This is a genomic window from Agaribacter marinus (assembly GCF_030160655.1).
GTDB lineage: Bacteria > Pseudomonadota > Gammaproteobacteria > Enterobacterales > Alteromonadaceae > Glaciecola > Glaciecola marina.
Map to the genome: position 1 here is coordinate 614,015 of NZ_BSOT01000005.1, position 17,146 is coordinate 631,160.

The 17,146-nt window shown below is 39.8% G+C and carries 18 protein-coding genes; 5 read left to right on the forward strand and 13 right to left on the reverse strand.

Translation table 11 applies throughout. The annotated features are described in order from the left end of the window. Positions 1-100: 100 nt before the first annotated feature. Complete coding sequence (locus QQK00_RS04245; protein ID WP_284216234.1) at positions 101-538, reverse strand: DUF2753 family protein; 438 nt, start codon at positions 536-538, stop codon at positions 101-103. A gap of 24 nt (positions 539-562) precedes the next feature. Then, positions 563-1,018, reverse strand: coding sequence for a hypothetical protein (locus tag QQK00_RS04250; protein WP_284216235.1), 456 nt, complete (start codon positions 1,016-1,018; stop codon positions 563-565). A gap of 164 nt (positions 1,019-1,182) precedes the next feature. Between QQK00_RS04250 and QQK00_RS04255 the strand changes: the two genes are divergently transcribed. Continuing rightward, positions 1,183-1,530 (forward strand): hypothetical protein, encoded by a 348-nt coding sequence (locus QQK00_RS04255; RefSeq protein ID WP_284216236.1) that lies wholly within the window; start codon positions 1,183-1,185, stop codon positions 1,528-1,530. A gap of 21 nt (positions 1,531-1,551) precedes the next feature. Here QQK00_RS04255 and msrQ read toward each other — a convergent pair whose 3' ends face one another. The 5 genes from msrQ to QQK00_RS04280 all read right to left on the reverse strand — a co-directional run bounded on the left by msrQ (position 1,552) and on the right by QQK00_RS04280 (position 6,773). Then, entirely contained in the window at positions 1,552-2,172 is a 621-nt protein-coding gene (gene msrQ, locus QQK00_RS04260; RefSeq protein ID WP_284216237.1) for a protein-methionine-sulfoxide reductase heme-binding subunit MsrQ, read from the reverse strand. 29 nt (positions 2,173-2,201) lie between these two features. After that, complete coding sequence (msrP, locus tag QQK00_RS04265; protein WP_284216238.1) at positions 2,202-3,203, reverse strand: protein-methionine-sulfoxide reductase catalytic subunit MsrP; 1,002 nt, start codon at positions 3,201-3,203, stop codon at positions 2,202-2,204. Between the two features lie 89 nt (positions 3,204-3,292). Further along, a complete protein-coding gene (locus QQK00_RS04270; protein ID WP_284216239.1) occupies positions 3,293-4,609 on the reverse strand; it encodes an anti-phage deoxyguanosine triphosphatase in 1,317 nt (438 codons plus the stop codon). 64 nt (positions 4,610-4,673) lie between these two features. After that, on the reverse strand, positions 4,674-5,270 hold the full coding sequence (yfbR, locus tag QQK00_RS04275; protein WP_284216240.1) for a 5'-deoxynucleotidase: 597 nt from the start codon (positions 5,268-5,270) through the stop codon (positions 4,674-4,676). Positions 5,271-5,552: 282 nt separating this feature from the next. Then, on the reverse strand, positions 5,553-6,773 hold the full coding sequence (locus QQK00_RS04280; RefSeq protein ID WP_284217562.1) for a pyridoxal phosphate-dependent aminotransferase: 1,221 nt from the start codon (positions 6,771-6,773) through the stop codon (positions 5,553-5,555). A 155-nt stretch (positions 6,774-6,928) separates the two neighbouring features. Between QQK00_RS04280 and QQK00_RS04285 the strand changes: the two genes are divergently transcribed. After that, entirely contained in the window at positions 6,929-7,450 is a 522-nt protein-coding gene (locus QQK00_RS04285; protein WP_284216241.1) for a hypothetical protein, read from the forward strand. A 198-nt stretch (positions 7,451-7,648) separates the two neighbouring features. Further along, on the forward strand, positions 7,649-8,443 hold the full coding sequence (locus QQK00_RS04290) for a DUF2189 domain-containing protein (RefSeq protein ID WP_284216242.1): 795 nt from the start codon (positions 7,649-7,651) through the stop codon (positions 8,441-8,443). Positions 8,444-8,565: 122 nt separating this feature from the next. Here the strand turns inward: QQK00_RS04290 and QQK00_RS04295 are convergent, their stop codons facing one another. From QQK00_RS04295 to cmoA, 6 genes are all read right to left on the reverse strand, one after another. Next, a complete protein-coding gene (locus tag QQK00_RS04295) occupies positions 8,566-10,350 on the reverse strand; it encodes a sugar phosphorylase (protein ID WP_284216243.1) in 1,785 nt (594 codons plus the stop codon). 5 nt (positions 10,351-10,355) lie between these two features. Then, entirely contained in the window at positions 10,356-11,582 is a 1,227-nt protein-coding gene (locus QQK00_RS04300; protein WP_284216244.1) for a glycosyltransferase family protein, read from the reverse strand. Next, positions 11,583-12,434 (reverse strand): HAD-IIB family hydrolase, encoded by an 852-nt coding sequence (locus QQK00_RS04305; protein ID WP_284216245.1) that lies wholly within the window; start codon positions 12,432-12,434, stop codon positions 11,583-11,585. Next, a complete protein-coding gene (locus tag QQK00_RS04310; protein WP_284216246.1) occupies positions 12,431-13,333 on the reverse strand; it encodes a kinase in 903 nt (300 codons plus the stop codon). The genes QQK00_RS04305 and QQK00_RS04310 overlap by 4 nt, the downstream gene beginning before the upstream one ends. A gap of 91 nt (positions 13,334-13,424) precedes the next feature. Further along, the gene (gene cmoB, locus QQK00_RS04315) at positions 13,425-14,399 is read right to left on the reverse strand and encodes a tRNA 5-methoxyuridine(34)/uridine 5-oxyacetic acid(34) synthase CmoB (protein WP_284216247.1); all 975 of its coding nucleotides are present in this window, start codon (positions 14,397-14,399) and stop codon (positions 13,425-13,427) included. Beyond that, the gene (gene cmoA, locus QQK00_RS04320) at positions 14,399-15,145 is read right to left on the reverse strand and encodes a carboxy-S-adenosyl-L-methionine synthase CmoA (protein ID WP_284216248.1); all 747 of its coding nucleotides are present in this window, start codon (positions 15,143-15,145) and stop codon (positions 14,399-14,401) included. Before cmoA ends, cmoB begins: the two co-directional genes overlap by 1 nt. Before the next feature lie 337 nt (positions 15,146-15,482). Between cmoA and QQK00_RS04325 the strand changes: the two genes are divergently transcribed. Both QQK00_RS04325 and add read left to right on the forward strand, forming a co-directional pair. Continuing rightward, the gene (locus QQK00_RS04325) at positions 15,483-16,118 is read left to right on the forward strand and encodes a LuxR C-terminal-related transcriptional regulator (RefSeq protein ID WP_284216249.1); all 636 of its coding nucleotides are present in this window, start codon (positions 15,483-15,485) and stop codon (positions 16,116-16,118) included. Between the two features lie 17 nt (positions 16,119-16,135). After that, positions 16,136-17,119, forward strand: coding sequence for an adenosine deaminase (add, locus tag QQK00_RS04330; RefSeq protein ID WP_284216250.1), 984 nt, complete (start codon positions 16,136-16,138; stop codon positions 17,117-17,119). Positions 17,120-17,146 lie beyond the last annotated feature (27 nt).

Genomic DNA, 17,146 nt, shown 5'->3' on the forward strand with positions numbered 1-17,146 from the left:
GAGAATGATTTGTATTTATATTAAATCATCAATTTTTGTCGATGTAAATGTTTGTTTTATCCGAGTTATACTGAAACTATATTGAAATAGAAACGCCTGCCTATACACCGATTGTGTTTGACAACAGGTGGCGCTCACACATATTACTTAATGTGGACAGATCGGTATTGAGCTCTTTTTTTAACGTACATAGCGACGCAGATGCTTGCTTTAGTGCCCAAGTTAATAAACGCCGTTTGTTTGGCGTTACACTTACTTTTCGTAGTTCCGACATGATTGAATCACAGAGGGTAGACAAGATATTATGCGCCAAGTCATGCTCTTTATTTTGTGCATACAATTCTGCTAGATTTTGATAACTCACATATAAACATGCAATCTGTAACTGCGCATCTTTTTCATCGCTCATTACGTCTTCTACCAGCGCAATGGCTTGTTGATAATAAATCATCGCTGACAGGTAGAATTTATTTTTAAATGCCTCGTTACCTGCGTGTGTATGACGTTTCCACTTCTGAACTGAACTAATTTTAAACATTTTAAGCCCTTAATAATGGAAGTGTTAGACTGAACGTTTATTGTTACAGTCATCCGATCTGATTGGATTTTTTACCAATGCCGCATGTTTTATTTTAAGACGAGAACCGTAACTATTTAGCTGATTATTCAAAATCCCATTTTGTTGATTACTATCTTTTAACAGTAATAGGGTCGCTATTGATGAGCTTATTAATTTACTCGCAAGGCCATATTTCTCTCGTTGTTCTAAAAAGTTTGCAAATCGAATAGACAAGTTAGTTAAACGAGTACTTAAAAAAATGATATCTAATTTATGCTGCCTGAGTAACAAGGTTATTGTTTCAATGCCTGAGCCGAATATAGCACTTTGCTTTCGCTCATCTTGCATCATGCTGGCATATTGAAGTTCATCCTCTAAGCCTTTTATATAATTTAGTGCTTCATCAGGTTGTTCCATAACCCATTGTTTGTGATGGTCGCATAGAAATTTCATTTGCACGTTGCTTATCCTCGAATTTAACGGTGAGCGTAAAGCATAGCGCAGATTATAATTTATGCAAATAGTAATCATTATCATTTGCATAAATAAATTTATATTCTTATAGTAGAAAATAGTGAATGAAACAAAATCTAAGTATGTAAAATTAAATGGGAGTAACTAGCATGTACTCAAACTATTTCTCAATGCTTGAATGCGGTGCACGTTATGGTTGCAATGGTGAGAGTAAAGAGATTATTGCAAGGTATGTTTGTGATGGTTTAAATGAAGCACGAACGTGCGAAACGATGCGCGATACAAAGCGCAACCACATGCGTGTTGTGAATACACTCATGAATGCCTTATGTGATGATTGTGTCGATGTTAAGTGGCGAAAAGAGTGCTACATGTTTTTGCGTAAACTAAAACCGCTGATGTATGAAATGTTGTGTGAAGACGAATATGATGCGTTAGTAAGCGAAATCCAAACGTATTATGTGTATTTTCTAGCACCACATGGGATCAGGCGATAGGTAAATGTAATCGTCTATTTGTTAACGCTTAGTTTTAGGCATGAATTTTTTATACCTAAATGCCAAGAGTATGCATAAAAATACCAAGTAAAATAAGGGCTCAGACCACTCTGATTTTAACGACCACCAAAAATGAATAATCGTTAGTATACTCGTTGGATAAACCCAATTGTGGAGCTTCTGCCAATGACTAGACATCATACGTTTTATCCTTGAAGGACTTGTGACCATTAAGGCGCATAGCATACATAAGGCAACAAAACCTACAGTAATATACGGCCGTTCAATAATTTCACTGAGTATTAAACCCCATTCAAATTGTAATTCGTAACGAATAAACACGTATAAATGAAATAATGCGTAAATGGCTGAATAAACACCAGTCGTGCGCCTAAATTTAAGTAGTTGCCCAAACTTGAGCCATTTGGCAATCGGGCTAATCATTAAACTAATAAGTAAAAGGTTAATTGCACCTTTGCCACTAAATTCAATAAGGTATTGGACAGGGTCGCCGGCGATACTCCCTTTTAGTGCGCCAACATAAACAATAATAAGCCATAACGCGGCGACTACATGGGTTGACGCACGCGTTACGGTAATGACGTGCTTATGCACACGAATTGGTTTTGATATTTTTAGCATGAACGATTATTTACCGATATAAGAGGCGTTTAATAATACTTTGTTAAATCCATATTTTTGTACAGCGAAGCAACTTCCGTATAGCCATTAAATGGCAAGGTATCTAAACGTTGCTGATCACGTAAACCTGTCCCTAAAATTCTGCGCTCACGCGCTTGTGACCAGCGCGGGTGATCGACCTTAGGATTAACGTTTGCATAGAACCCATATTCACTAGGGGCAAGTATATTCCAAGTAGTGGGCGGTTGTTTGTCTGTAAGCGTGATTCTTACAATCGATTTAATGCTCTTAAAACCATATTTCCATGGCAATACCAGCCGTATTGGCGCGCCATTTTGTGGCGGGAGTGTTTTGCCATACATCCCAACACTCATAAAACTTAGGTCATGCAAGGCTTCATCCATTCTTAAGCCTTCAACATACGGATAATCGATACCCCCTCCAGCAAATCGACTGCGTTGCCCGGGCATTTGCTTTGGATCTTCTAGCGTTTCAAATGCCACGTATTTTGCGCTTGAAAGCGGTTTCGCTAGCGCTAGTAATTTTGCTAACGGAAATCCTACCCAAGGGATAACCATAGACCATGCTTCTACACATCGGAGTCGATATATTCGCTCTTCTAGCGAGAATTTGGAAAACAAATCATCGTATCCAATAGTCGTCGGGGATTCTACTAGTCCATCAATTTTCAGGATCCAAGGGTTTACCTTAAATTCTTGCGCATTTTTTACTGGGGCATCTTTACTTGTGCCAAACTCATAAAAGTTGTTATAACTAGTTGCCACTGATTCTTTCGTCATTGGGTCTTTTGCAACTATCGAAGTTATAGCGTTTAAAGGCGATTGAACGAATAATGCTTTGTCTTCATCAGAAAACCATTTTAAAGGGTTTGCACTTGCAGAACTTGATAGTGCACTCATCGCACCAGCAAAGCCCATTCCTTTGATAATCGCGCGACGGCTTTGCCACACTTGTTCATCTGTGACGTAATGTTCTTTAATGTCTGTACTTTTTGTAAACTTCAATCGCATAAAAAGCTGCCTTTTATAAACTTATGATATAAGACCAGCATGATTCTTGGATTATTTCAAAATCATACATCAACGATAAGCAAGCCTTACTATCTGTCTGTAATACGGTGTGACTTTGGTAAAAATAGATTTGCATATATTCGACTAGCATATTCATCCGTCATACCCGAGACATAATCTGCAATAATGCGCATTTCCATGTGACTATTCTTTGCCTCCTTCCAACGCCTTGCAGTGTTTTCCGGCAGTAAACGTTGCGGTTCATTTGCAAATACTTCGAACATCGCCATGATCATCTGTTGGCCTTTATATTCCAATATTTGGATTTCGGGTTTGCGGATCACATGGCGAAAGACAAACTGCTTAAACGTATTTAGCGCAATGGCAAAGTGACTTGGTAAATAAGCATTCGTATCGAGCAACGGTTCCTTAAACGCATTCAACGAATGCATTTTTATTGCAGTAATAAATGCATTGACTAGGCCACCAATGGCATTTTTTCGGGGGAATGTTTTGCCACTAAAGAGTTGTTCTTCTATGCGTAGGGCATTTTCTGACAACCAAGGGATATTAAGCTCTCTTAATGATACAGTTACTTCTTTGTGGTAACGCATTTGGTCTATTAAAGACATTACTACAGCATCTTCTAAATCATGCACTGCATATGCAATGTCATCTGCTAACTCCATTATGGAACAATCAATGGACTTAAATTGCGTTTTTTGTTTGCCGTCTTCTAAGTCAGCTAAAGACATTAGTTGTAACTTGTCTTCAGACGAAAGCGGCGATACTACCCAATCAAATGTGTTTTTATCACAGCTAAAGATACCTTTCGGTGGCACCCAATGCGCCGTATTTACCGTGTTTAATTTATCCGTTTTTACTGGGTATTTTCGCTTTTTGTCTAAGGTCTCTATAAAATTAGGGTATTTAAGGACACCTAATAGTGATCGTCTGGCGAGGTTCATTCCGTCCGACTCAGAATAAGATTCTAGGCTAGTTAGAATGCGAAATGTCTGGCCGTTACCTTCAAATCCGCCATGCGCTGACATCATGTAATGTAACGCTACCTCACCTCCATGACCAAAAGGGGGGTGGCCAATGTCGTGCCCTAAGCAGATAGCTTCGATTAAATATTCGTCTAGAGATAAGTTGGCTGATAACTCAGGTTGAGTCGCTTTTAGGTGAGCAACAATGCCCGTACCAATTTGCGCAGCCTCTAGCGAGTGAGTGAGCCTGGTACGGTAAAAATCGCTGATCCCCACGCCGACCACTTGGGTTTTAGCCTGTAATCGCCGGAAAGACGCCGCGTGCATAATTCTGGCTTTGTCACGTTGAAAAGGCGTTCTAATGTCGCCATCGTGTTGAGACGCCCGTTCTGTTTTACGTGTTAGCCATGCGTTCATGTAATTTACCTATTTTTAATGATATGTCTCAAAAATTGTTATCGAATTCATGCCCATGAAAGCGTTAACCTTCGGACAATTGGTCAACATTTACAAAACACTTATCTGCAAATAGTTGCATAAAAATATCAATTTCAGGCATGTCATTTTTGTATTCATGAATCATCTTTTCCAGTCTAGGTTTTACTTGTTCAAATTCACGATTATGGAAGTTTAATTCGTCACACGCTTTTAAATAAGCTGAAATAAGGTCAGCCGCTTTAACAATTTTCTTGTATTCAGGATCAACATTTTGTTGAACAAGTAAGCCACTGAACTGTGACTGAAGCTTACTAGGTAAGGTATCTAGACATTCTTTTTCAGCCATTTCTTCAATTTTTTTGAATTCTCTTGTTAAATCAGGATTATGATACTTTGTGACATGGTTGATGTCTTGTAGTTTAGTTTCAGATACTTCGTGGTACAAAGCCACTGTTGCTGCGCGTTCCGGGTTTATATTTCCGCCACAGTAGGTATTGCGAATACAGGCGAGTAGGTGAGCAATTACGGCTACTTGATGACTGTGTTCCGCTACATTTTCTCGTTTTACCGCATGCATCAGTGCCCAACGTTTGATAAGTGGCATACGTAAAATCCACGCAAGAAAAGGACTAGATTTCATGAATTCCTTATGAACTGTATTGTCTTTGTCGGTAAAATTAACGATTAGACGTTTAGGTGCTTGCTAGGACAGCGAGTATGCCTTTTTATAAAGGGGTAAACAACACCTTAAACGAGTGCCAGTGTTGTTTATCCTTTGCGTGAGTAGGAGGGGTAGATAAAAGATTTACAGTTGGCGCGAAGCGTTATTTATCTGACTCGCTCATATACGTCGATAGTTGGTCAACATGTCCTTATGTTTCGTCAGTTTTTACCTTTAATCTTAGTTGAATGACAGGAGTGTCTATTTTTTTATAGCGCTCCGCAAAAAGAAATCTTCGATTTTGTTGAGGGCAGGTGACAGGACATCTTTATGTGGTAGGAAGACAAGTCTAAAATAACATCCTTCACGCAAATTAAATGCACTGCCATGCACAAGCAAAATCTTCTTATCTTTAAGTATGTCGAGTATTAATTTTTCGTCAGTATCGACGTTATACATTTGGGTATCGACTCTGGCGAAACAATACATCGCCCCCTGAGGTTTTACGCAGCTTATGCCTGGAATGTTGTTTAAGCCTTGCCATGCAATATCGCGCTGAGCCACCAAACGGCCATCACCTGACACCAAATCGTTAATACTTTGATACCCGCCTAATGCGGTTTGGATTGCGTGTTGACAGGGGACATTCGAGCACATTCTCATCGAGGACATGAACGTTAAGCCCTCGATGTAATTACGCGCAATTTTTTTATTCCCACTGACAAGCATCCAACCCGCTCTGAAGCCGGCGACACGATAATTTTTAGATAAACCACTTAGCGTCACGCAAAACAAATCGGGGGCTAAGGACGCAATACTTGTATGGTTAACTTCGTCATATAGTACTTTGTCGTATATTTCGTCGCTAAAGATAACTAAACCAAACTCTCTGGCGACATCACATATTTGCATAAGCAATTCTTTGCTATATACCGCGCCGGTAGGGTTGTTTGGATTAATAATGACAATGGCTTTGGTTCGCTTACTAATTTTTGCTCTTATATCATCGATATCTGGAAACCAATCAGCGGATTCATCGCATTTATAATGCACCGCATTACCTGAAGATAAATTGACCGACGCTGTCCACAATGGATAATCTGGGCTTGGGATTAGGACTTCGTCATCAGTATCCAACAATGCTTGCATTGACAAAGTAATTAGTTCGCTAACACCATTGCCTAAATACACGTCATTAATGGCAATATTACTGATCCCTTTTTGTTGGTAATACTGCATTACCGCAACGCGTGCACTATATATGCCTTGCGCGTCTGAATATCCTTGCGCTTTAGGCAGCTGTCTTATCACGTCTTTTAAAATATCTTCAGGTGCATCAAAGCCGAAGGGAGCCGGATTTCCTATATTTAACTTTAAGATGCGTTCGCCCGCGTCTTCCATCTTATTGGCTTGTTCTAAAATTGGACCTCGAATGTCATAGTCAACGTTTTTAAGTTTAGTGGCCTGCTTTACTTCACGCATGTAGGGAACTGTTGTCAAAAAATTTGGCCTAAGAATAATGCATCCATGTTGTGCTGTTAAGTGAAATAAACATGTTTTGATACAGTTTTTCAAACATTTATGCAATTTAGTGTCGTAGTATCTTAAAAACATGTGTGACGATAAGAGGTATTTTTATGCCAGCACCATTATTGTGGTTAGGTGCAGCTGCTTTGGGTATCTATGCAAGTAACAAAGCCAACACCGCCAATATGAGGCGAAAAGGGATTGTCTCAATAATGCCTGAGGATGATTCTTTCGGTGTCATCCCTAAAAACGGTACCGTTGTATGTTGTGGTATTTATGAAATTCTTGACCATACAGGTGTATGGGTAGATGGTAATATTTATGAATTAAATGGCAGTGGTTTAGTGCGTTGCGTAAGCCCTGAACGCTTTTTATCCAATCGAAGTGGTGATGCCATTTATGCCGCATGTAGTGACGTCGATGTTATTGGTGATGAGCTTTGCGCACTACGTGCGAAAGAACATCTCTATGCCTTGTACGATTACCATCTTATTCGACAAAATTGCCATCGTTTTGTCGCTGAAATGATTTTGGGAGCGAATAGGGATGTGACCAGTTTTAGTGAGTTGAACGAATTTTTACATCAACAATATTCTACCACCATAGCATGGCGGCCCGTCGTCCAAAATTAATGAGAGGGTAGGTAAATTTAAAAAAATTGACATAACGCAAACAAATTGTGAACAATTTTTGACCTTATTGAGTGCTTTACATAGTATTAAGTGTAGAACGTGAGCTTATTATGCACTGGTTGCATTTATAATTTCATGTTTGAAACGAGAATAACTAGAAATGCAAGTTAACAACACTCAAACGACGAGGAGATTTTTATGTCTCAGAAGTTCGAAGAAGTGAGCGATAATGCAATCACGCAAAGTGGTATTGCTCGCGTCATCCCGTGTAGAGAATTGGATCTATTTGATTCGTTTAAATGGATATCACTGGCCATTAACGATTTTATGAATGCTAAAACGGTCAGCCTTACCTATGGCTTAATTTTTACCTTACTCCCTTTATCGATATTTTTCTTAGTTGCTGCTACCTCTTGGTACCTGGTTATTTTTCCTGCAATGGTTTGTTTTATGCTAATTGGGCCATATTTGGCCGCTGGCTTATATGATGTTTCGTGGCAATTTGAAAAGAATCATAAACCGTCATTGAGACACTCATTAAAAGCGATGTCACGCAATGCTGTGAATGAGTGGGGGTTTGGTATCATGTTAATGATACTAATGATTTTTTGGCTGCGTGTGGCGTCTATCATCCATGCGTTGTACCCAAGTTATATGGAACCAGACTTTACGAACTTATGGCCATTTTTAGTCTTGGGAACAGTGGTCGGTGTGTTCTTCACGACACTAGTGTTTTTCTTAAGTGCCTTTACACAACCCATTTTGTTAGAGCGTCGCGTTGATTTAGCAACCGCCGTGTTAACTAGCATGAATGCTGTATGGCGAAATAAACTCCCCATGTTTGTGTGGGCCTGTATTATCGCACTGTCTGTGTTAATTGGCTTCCTAACCTTTTTTGTGTCATTTTTGATATTAATGCCTATTATTGGCTATGCAACTTGGCACGGTTATATCGATACGATTGATATTAAAAGAGAGAGAAAATACGAATAGAGATTGTTCTCTAACGCGCCCAGAGCAAAGGTTAATGCGCCTTATAATTAAGTAGTATCTTAAGTGAAAAAGCTGCCAAAAAACTCTGTTTGGCAGCTTTTTAATATCAATAGTGCGTTAAATCAATCTCGGTCGAACATGTTAGAAATCCATACCGTCTGGTAAGGCTCCAATACTAAGATTGCTTGCTCCATTACAATATGTTGCTGACTAATCAAATCTATCCATTCATCTGTACCAATTAAATTGATATCAGACAATTTGACTTCCATAGTGTTGTTCGTAATGTTCGAAACACAGAATATACTTTGTCTTCTATCTAAGCTCTGACGCCAATACCCAAATATCTTACGCCCTAATTGCAAGGTAAATTGCGTTGCATTTGGATGGAAGGCAGGTTGTGCACGCCTGATATGCAGTAGTTGTGTTAATTTTGTCAGAACTTGATGATGAAGTGAGTGCACATCATCAAGCTCTTCAACTAATTCTTCGTATACCCACCTATGTCGATTGATAGAGCGATTTTGCCCCGTATTGACAACCTTGTCGTAATCGTTCGTTGTGCCTAGTAAGCTATGAATATACAGCCCAGGTACACCTTCTAGCCCAAACATGATCGCATGGGCACAGATAAATCTTTCAATTTGCCATTGGTCTGGGCCGTCAATGGTGCCTTGCAATGCATCTATTAATGCAATATTCATTTCATACGGTTTTTGTTTACCGTCTTCAGTGCTACGCCATGAGACCTTTCCACCAAATGATTGAATACAATTTACTAGGTTATTGATTTCATTGTCATCTAATAAGCCTTCTGCTGGACGTAAGCCAATGCCGTCATGAGACGCAATAAAATTAAAGTAAAATGTCCCGTTTTGTGCGGGCGGCATGCTCATCATCCAGGACTTCAAATAAAAACAATCGCCAGTGAGTAGGGTGTTGACCAATAATGGCGGCAAGGAAAAATTATATATGCCGTGTGCTTCGTTAGCATTGCCGAAGTAAGTGAGGTTTTGTCTATTTGGAATATTAGTTTCGGTGATAATGATTGCTGATGGGTCAACATTTTCTATTAAGGTGCGAAAAAGTTTGACTGCTTCGTGAGTTTCATCGAGGTTAATACAAGATGAGTTATTCTTTTTCCACAAAAAGGCAATCGCATCCAAGCGGAATATGCGTGTGCCCTTGTCCATGTATAAACGGATGATTTCTGCAAATGCGATAAGCACGTCAGGATTTCTAAAATCAAAATCGACTTGATCATGGCTAAACGTACACCAGACATGTTTTATACCCGCTGCCGTTTTTGTTTCTCGTAGTAGTGGTGAAGTTCTTGGACGAACGACTAAGCTGGTGTCATCCTCAGGAGATGCTGTAAAAAAATATTTATTTCCAGGCGGCACGTCATCTATGAATTGTTGAAACCATGCACTTCTTGCTGAACAATGGTTGATGACTAAATCAGCCATTAAACCAAAGTTTTCGGTTATTTTTTGTATGTGCTCCCAGTCACCAAGCCCTTGGTTTACCGTTGAGTAGTCAATAACTGAAAACCCGTCGTCAGAGCTATAAGGAAAAAACGGCAATATATGCACATGGTTGACGGCTTTTGCACAATATTTATCTAAAAATACTTTGAGTGTTTCTAAAGGCGGGTTATTGCTCGAATCTACCATGTCATCGGTAGTTTCTATGACACTATCGCCGTAGGTAATCAGGACAATGTCTTCTTCAGTCCATAGGTTTGTGTGAGCTGATAACTGTCCTACATTCGAAGAATTAAGCCGCATTGTCGTAATAATTTCGTCGGCGAGTGTCTCATAATCTCTATCTAATTCAATTTCTGCATAGATAGTCGAAAGGTGGAGAATCACTTTTTCTCGTAATTGTTCAAATACTGTTTGCATATTATTTAGCTTCCAGAGAATTCCTTTGTATCTTCTTCAACCGCGTTTCTTAGGCATTCAAACACGTCTGGTTTTGCGCTAACGACACGGTTCCAACTAGGTATAAATGGAGTTTCCATTGGGTTTTCTAAGAAACTACTGCCAGCCTTCATAATGTTTTGGGCAAACATTTCGACGGCTTTTTCTTCTGAGTGAATGTCAAGTTTCAGGCCATTCATGACTGCATCATTATGATAAGTTTCAATGAAATCCAAGGCGATCCTAAAGTAAGTGGCTTTTATTGTTCTAAACGTTTCTGTACTAAACGTCGTCCCTTGCGTCGCTAGTTTACGAAAAAGCGCTTTGGTAATATCGATGGACATCTTTGACAAACCACCTTGGTCGTTATTGAGTGATAAGTCTTGATGCTTATGATCATACGCATCCGCAATGTCGGCTTGGCACAATCGATTGTGAGAGTAGTTTCTGTGCATTTCAGAGAGCACACCTATTTCTAATCCCCAATCACTTGGAATGCGAATGTCGTTTAAGACGTCACGGCGGAATGAAAACTCACCCGCTAATGGATACCTGAAACTATCCATAAAATCTAAGTAATCATTATGACCCACAGAATGCTGCAATGCCCTAAGCAAGGGCGTTACCAGTAAGCGAGATACACGGCCATTAATCTTGCCATCTGCAACACGGGCGTAATAGCCCTTACAAAATTCGTAGTTAAACTGCGGGTTTGCTACGGGATAAATAAGCTTAGCAAGTAATGAGCGGTCATACGTGACGATATCGCAATCATGCAAGGCAACACTCTCTACTTTATTGGATGCTAGTATGTAGCCCATGCAATACCAAACGTTGCGACCTTTACCTAACTCTTTAGGCGCTACACCGAGTGACTGTAATTCTTCGTCGAGTGCCCGTAGTCTTGGCCCTTCGTTCCAAAGGACACGGTGAGGTTGTTTTAGTTGCCCGAAAAACGTCAGTGCACGTTTGTATTGATCTTCAGTCGCTCTGTCTAAACCGATAACTATTTCATTTAAATAAGGTACGTCTTTGATTTGATCGATAATAGCGGGCAGGGCGCTGCCCTCTAATTCAGAATAAAGAGAAGGGAGAATCAAGCCCAAGGGTCTATGCTTGGAAAACTGCACCAATTCGCTTTCTAAATCTTCAACACGCCTAGAGTTAAGATTGTGCAGCGTTGTGATTATGCCATTTTGATAAAAATCAGCCATTTAGTTTTCCTTTATGTTGCTGTGTGTTGGCGGGACCAGTTGGTTTAACGCTTCTGTCCAACCAACCGGCCCGTATCCTTTCGTCGTAATTACGCGTGTCTCTCTCGTCAGTAACGGTGGCTCATGGACAGGAGAGGCAATGCGGACTGCTGTGCCCGCTACTTCTAACATTGCGATGTCGTTTTTGCCATCGCCAAGGGCAATACTGGCGACGGCAGCTTGGTGATGCTGTCTTTTGTATTCATTGATTAACCAAAGTAATGCCTTTCCTTTATTTGTGTCACCACACATGTGTACAAACCGACCGCCTATAAGCGGAGATGCTCCGTATTTTTTTGCTTGTTGAATAAATTGCTCTTGCCTATCCGCACTCGATTTCCAAAGCACCGGTTCGCCAAATTGACGCTGTGCGGCTAACTCTGCATCGCTTGGCTCTAAGCCCGTGACTTCGCAAATACGTTCGTTATTCATCTCTGAAAATGCTTCAAACTCGTTATTAAAGTCTGCGGCCAATTTACTTAATACGCCGGTCCAATGACTTCGCTTAGGGGCAAAAGGTACGATCCAATAGCCAGACGACCATTGTGCGCCACGAGGTTTTTCAGGCAAAAAGTTCTTGGGTATTACAATAGCTGCGCCATTTTCAATAATAAATGCGCCGTTTAACCCAATTTTTTTGTTTAGTTCAATGACTTCAGCCATCGTTTTACTGGTATTGGGGACAATAATAGCCCCCATCTTTTTTAACCTGTCGATGGTTGGGCTAGCAGCATCAAATGAATATGTATAATGATCGAGTAGTGTGCCGTCTAAATCGGTGAAGATAATAACTTTTTGTTGTTCTGGCTTCATATATTGTCGCAGTTACAAATATTTCGGTTGGTGTCCAATTCAAATACATAGTTGCAATATTCTGGTAAAGTTTGCAAGTTTTCTTCAGTGATCCTTTGATAGTATTGTATGAACGTATGGATTTCACTGTCACTCATACCTACTTTAGCACTAGATGAACTCAAACGTTCACGCATTTTATGCTCTTGCTCCAATCGCCATTTATAAACGCATTCGAAGGAAGGGGCCTTTAAAAGTATTAACTTATTGAGCCTATCAAATATTGGCTCATAACGTTGCTTCAATTGCGTATTGACGTATTTTCGCCAATCCAACCCCGGATCATTCAACTCTTCCAAAATGTTTGGGGTATTACTGAGCGTATTTTCGTTTACTGAGCGACTGCCTACGCACCAACCTTCCAGAATGATTATCTTGTATTGTGTACTTCTTTTTACTACTTCCCATGAGGATTTTTCATGTAAATCGTCGTTTGCTTTATTAAATTTCGGGATAAGACAATCGTCACCAGCCAAAAGCGAATCAAGCGTGCTTGAAAGTAGCTGAGTATCGTGAGTGCCAGGGACGCCTCGAGTTTCAAGTAAGGGATGTATGTCAGATGCTAGCTGCTTTCGTTTGGCCTTTGAATAGTAAAAATCGTCAATTGAGAATCCAATCGTCGGGATATTTGCTTGTTCATTGAAGTATTTTACCATTAAGGCTGTAACGGTAGATTTCCCCGAGCCCTGTGCCCCATTTACACCGATCAAAAGTGGGGCGTTAGTACTCAATTGGTGCATCTTCAGTTGCTCAAACATCGGTATGAACCATCTTTGTGCAATCGCCCAGTATGCAGAAGGAAGTTTTTGTTCTTTTAAAAAATGTTCTTTAAGCCTCGAAAGGCTTGTCTCATCTGTCATTTAATACCACTCATTAAACAAAATTTTTCCTTAGTTAGGAAAATATATTTCAGGTATTGTGCCAATGTTGGCAGAAGAGGTATTTGATGAATCATTTGTAGGCAACAAATGTGGCTCTTTTAGGCGAAGGATATCCTTCTATCGTCTTTGCTTTATCTTCTGGGTCTAAAAAGTTAGAGAGCGAATGGTTTGGCATCCACTCAGTTGTTCGTTGTTCGTCGGTAGTGGTCGTATTCATGTCGACCAACTTAGGATCGTTAAAGCCCACTTTTTTTAGCCACACCAGCATTGCCTCACAACTTGGAATAAAATAAACATTCCGCATTTGCGCATACCTTTCACCGGGCATGAGTACTTGTTGTTGATTGCCGTCGATAACTAGCGTTTCTAGTACCAGTTGCCCGCCTTTCACTAGTTGTTGTTTTAGCTGTTTTAAAAACAGCAGCGGATCGAGGCGATGATAGAGTACTCCCATAGAAAATACCGTATCAAAGCAATTAGTGGCGGGTAAGTCTTCTACACCTAAGGGTAAATAGTGTACGTTTATAGTCGGGAGGTAGCGTTTAAAACAATGAAATTGATAGAAGAACAATGCTGTTGGATCAATACCGATGACTTGCGTGGCGTTTTCTTGTGCCATCCTGAAGAGGTGATAACCACTACCGCAACCAACATCTAATACTCGCCGATTTTCGAGTTTATCAATATGCGGAATTACGCGTTGCCACTTCCAATCTGAGCGCCACTCGGTATTAATATCTACCCCAAATAAACGAAATGGTCCTTTGCGCCACGGCATGTAGTTCTGTAAAACTTGTCTGAGCCTTAGCTTTTCACCTTCAACTAAATCATCTTCGGCACCTATAGTAACGATATCACCTAGCGAAAATACACTTGGGTTTATATTGGGTAAATGTGAAAGTTGTTTACGCCACATTTTTTGATCTGCATGTTGAGATTTATCTTCCCAAGCGTTTAGTGCACTTGCTAGGTTATTTAACTGCTGACTTAAATCTGAATCTAGCGTTGCACGATAAAAATCGGTTTTCCACGTATTAATTGACATTATTTAATCGCCATCATTGATACAAAATTAAAATGTTGAAACCATACTGATTGATGTTTAAAGCCAGCTTCGCGCAGTCTGCGTTTGTGCATACTTAATGAATCGATGACCATGACGTTTTCTAAGGCACTTCGTTTTTGACTTATTTCTAGCTCAGAATATCCGTTATCTCGCTTAAAATCGTGATGCAGCTCAATCAGCCTCTCTCTCATAAGCGCATCTTCATCAGATATTTTTTCTGATAAAATAAAGATCCCACCGGGCTTTAAGGCATCGTAAATTTTGCTTAAAAGCGCTTGGCGTTTATCGCGGGAAATGAATTGTAAGGTAAAATTAATAATAACCACATTGCACTGCGCAAGTTCAACTAGACAAATATCGCCTTGTTTAATGTCGATTTTCGCTTGGTAGTTGTACGCACCAATTCGCTGCTTGCAGCGTTCTACCATCGCATCAGAATAGTCGATTGCCTTGATTGTAATGGGGAGGGTTGGGAATGTTCTAGCAATTGACAATGAGGTGGCACCCAAAGAACAACCTAAATCGTAAATGAGTGTGTCACTGTCGATATAGTGTCGTAAAATTTTCGGAATGCTCGAAATTATCTCACCATAACCTGGCACAGAACGGTTGATCATGTCGGGAAATACATCAACTACGGACTCATTAAAACTAAAGGGGGCGACTTCACTCTGCGGGCTTGCAAAAATTTTATCTTCACCGGAATCGGAGGGGGTATTTTTCATCAATATTTAACTTGTGTTTTACTTATAATTAACTGTTTTAAACTTAGCACAAATATAGTCTTTCATACTTCCTGTAATATGACTACAATAGTTTAAGGTTTGCACCTTTTTGGTTTGTACATTGTGTGTATATTATACGTGCACATATTATGATCATGCATTAAAACTCTCTGGGGAGTATACTGATAGATATACATACCAAAGAGGTGTAAACCCATTATGGGAGACATGTACAACTCTTATTGTAATTATAATAATAAATTAGCTGAAATTTAAGGTATCTCAATTCCAACGAAGATAAAGATTCAGCAGTACTTTAGAGGAAACCAAAATTCATATGCTTAAATTTTTAATCGCAGATGATCATCCATTGTATAGGGAAGCCTTAAAAGGTGCCCTTAAGACAGAGTTTGATCGCGTTACTTACTTAGAATCGGATTCTTTTAATTCTACCGTTAATGTCATACGTAATAACAGACGGCTCAATTTACTTCTTTTAGATTTGAACATGCCGGGGTGTGATAACTTTTACGGCTTGTTAAGAATAAAACAAACATACCCAGACTTACCAATTGCTGTAGTTTCTGCCACTGATTCCATCGATGTTATTTCGCAGGTTTTAGAGTTTGGGGCTGATGCATTTATTCCAAAAACGACACCCACCACAGATCTTATTATTGCGTTAAAAACAGTATTAGATGGTGAAAAATGGATACCAGAGCATATTAAAAAGGAGTTGGTTGAAGTTAATTCAGATACGTTGGAAATTGCGCAACAGGTGAAAGAGCTTACACCAAAACAATTTCAGGTATTAAGGTTTATTAAGCAAGGCATGATGAACAAACAAATTGCCGATCATTTGAGTGTGACAGAAGCGACAGTAAAAGCGCACATTAGCATGATTTTTAAGCGTTTGAATGTTAAGTCGCGCACGCAAATACTAGTGGCAATTGAAAAGCTTCAATTAGACTAGCGCAAGACAGAAAACACATGTTGCCATTGATTGATCTCCATCGTCATTTGGACGGCAATATACGGCCTTCAACGATACTGGATATTGCGAGCAAAAAAGGACTGCCGCTCGCCAAACACTCGTTAGCGTCACTTCAAAAACTTATTTTTATACAAGACAAAACGTCTGATTTATTAGCTTTTTTACAAAAGCTGGACTATGGCGTATCTGTCCTCACCAGTGTAGAAGACTGTTATAGAGTTGCGTTTGAAAATGTTGAAGATGCATTTAATGAGGGCTTGTCTTATGTTGAGTTGCGTTTTTCTCCGTATTATATGGCGCGTTCAAACAAGCTCGATATATATGATGTCGTTGATGCCGTTGTTAGTGGTGTACATGCTGGCATGCAAGCATTTGATGTAAAAGTTAATTTAATTGGAATACTTAGCCGCTCTTACGGTGTAAAGGCGTGCTCGAATGAACTTGCGGCAATACTTGCCTACAAAGCCCATTTTGTTGCGGTAGATTTGGCTGGTGATGAATTAGGATTTCCGGCGTCTTTGTTTATACCTCATTTTAAAAAGGTCCATCAGGCAGGCTTAAATGTTACCATTCATGCGGGTGAAGCTGATGGTGCTGGTAGTGTCTGGCGGGCAATAAAGGATTTAGGTGCAAATCGAATTGGTCATGGTGTAAATGCAATTAGAGATCTCGAATTGCTAAATTATTTAGCGATAGAGAAAATTGGGATAGAGGCGTGTTTAACGTCAAATTACCAAACAGGTACTTGGACAAACCTTGAGACTCATCCAGTATCGACGTTTTTAAAAAACGGTATTCAAGTGAGCTTACATACTGACGACCCCGGCGTGTCTAATATAACGCTCAACGATGAGTTTTCACTTGCTGAAAATGTACTTAATTTTTCTGGTGAGCAGATTGAAACACTGAAATCCAATGCAATTGAGCAAGCGTTTTTGTCTACGCGAGAAAAAGCGGAATTGCGGGCATTAACGTCTTAATTGGTGCGTATTTACACGCTTGAATAG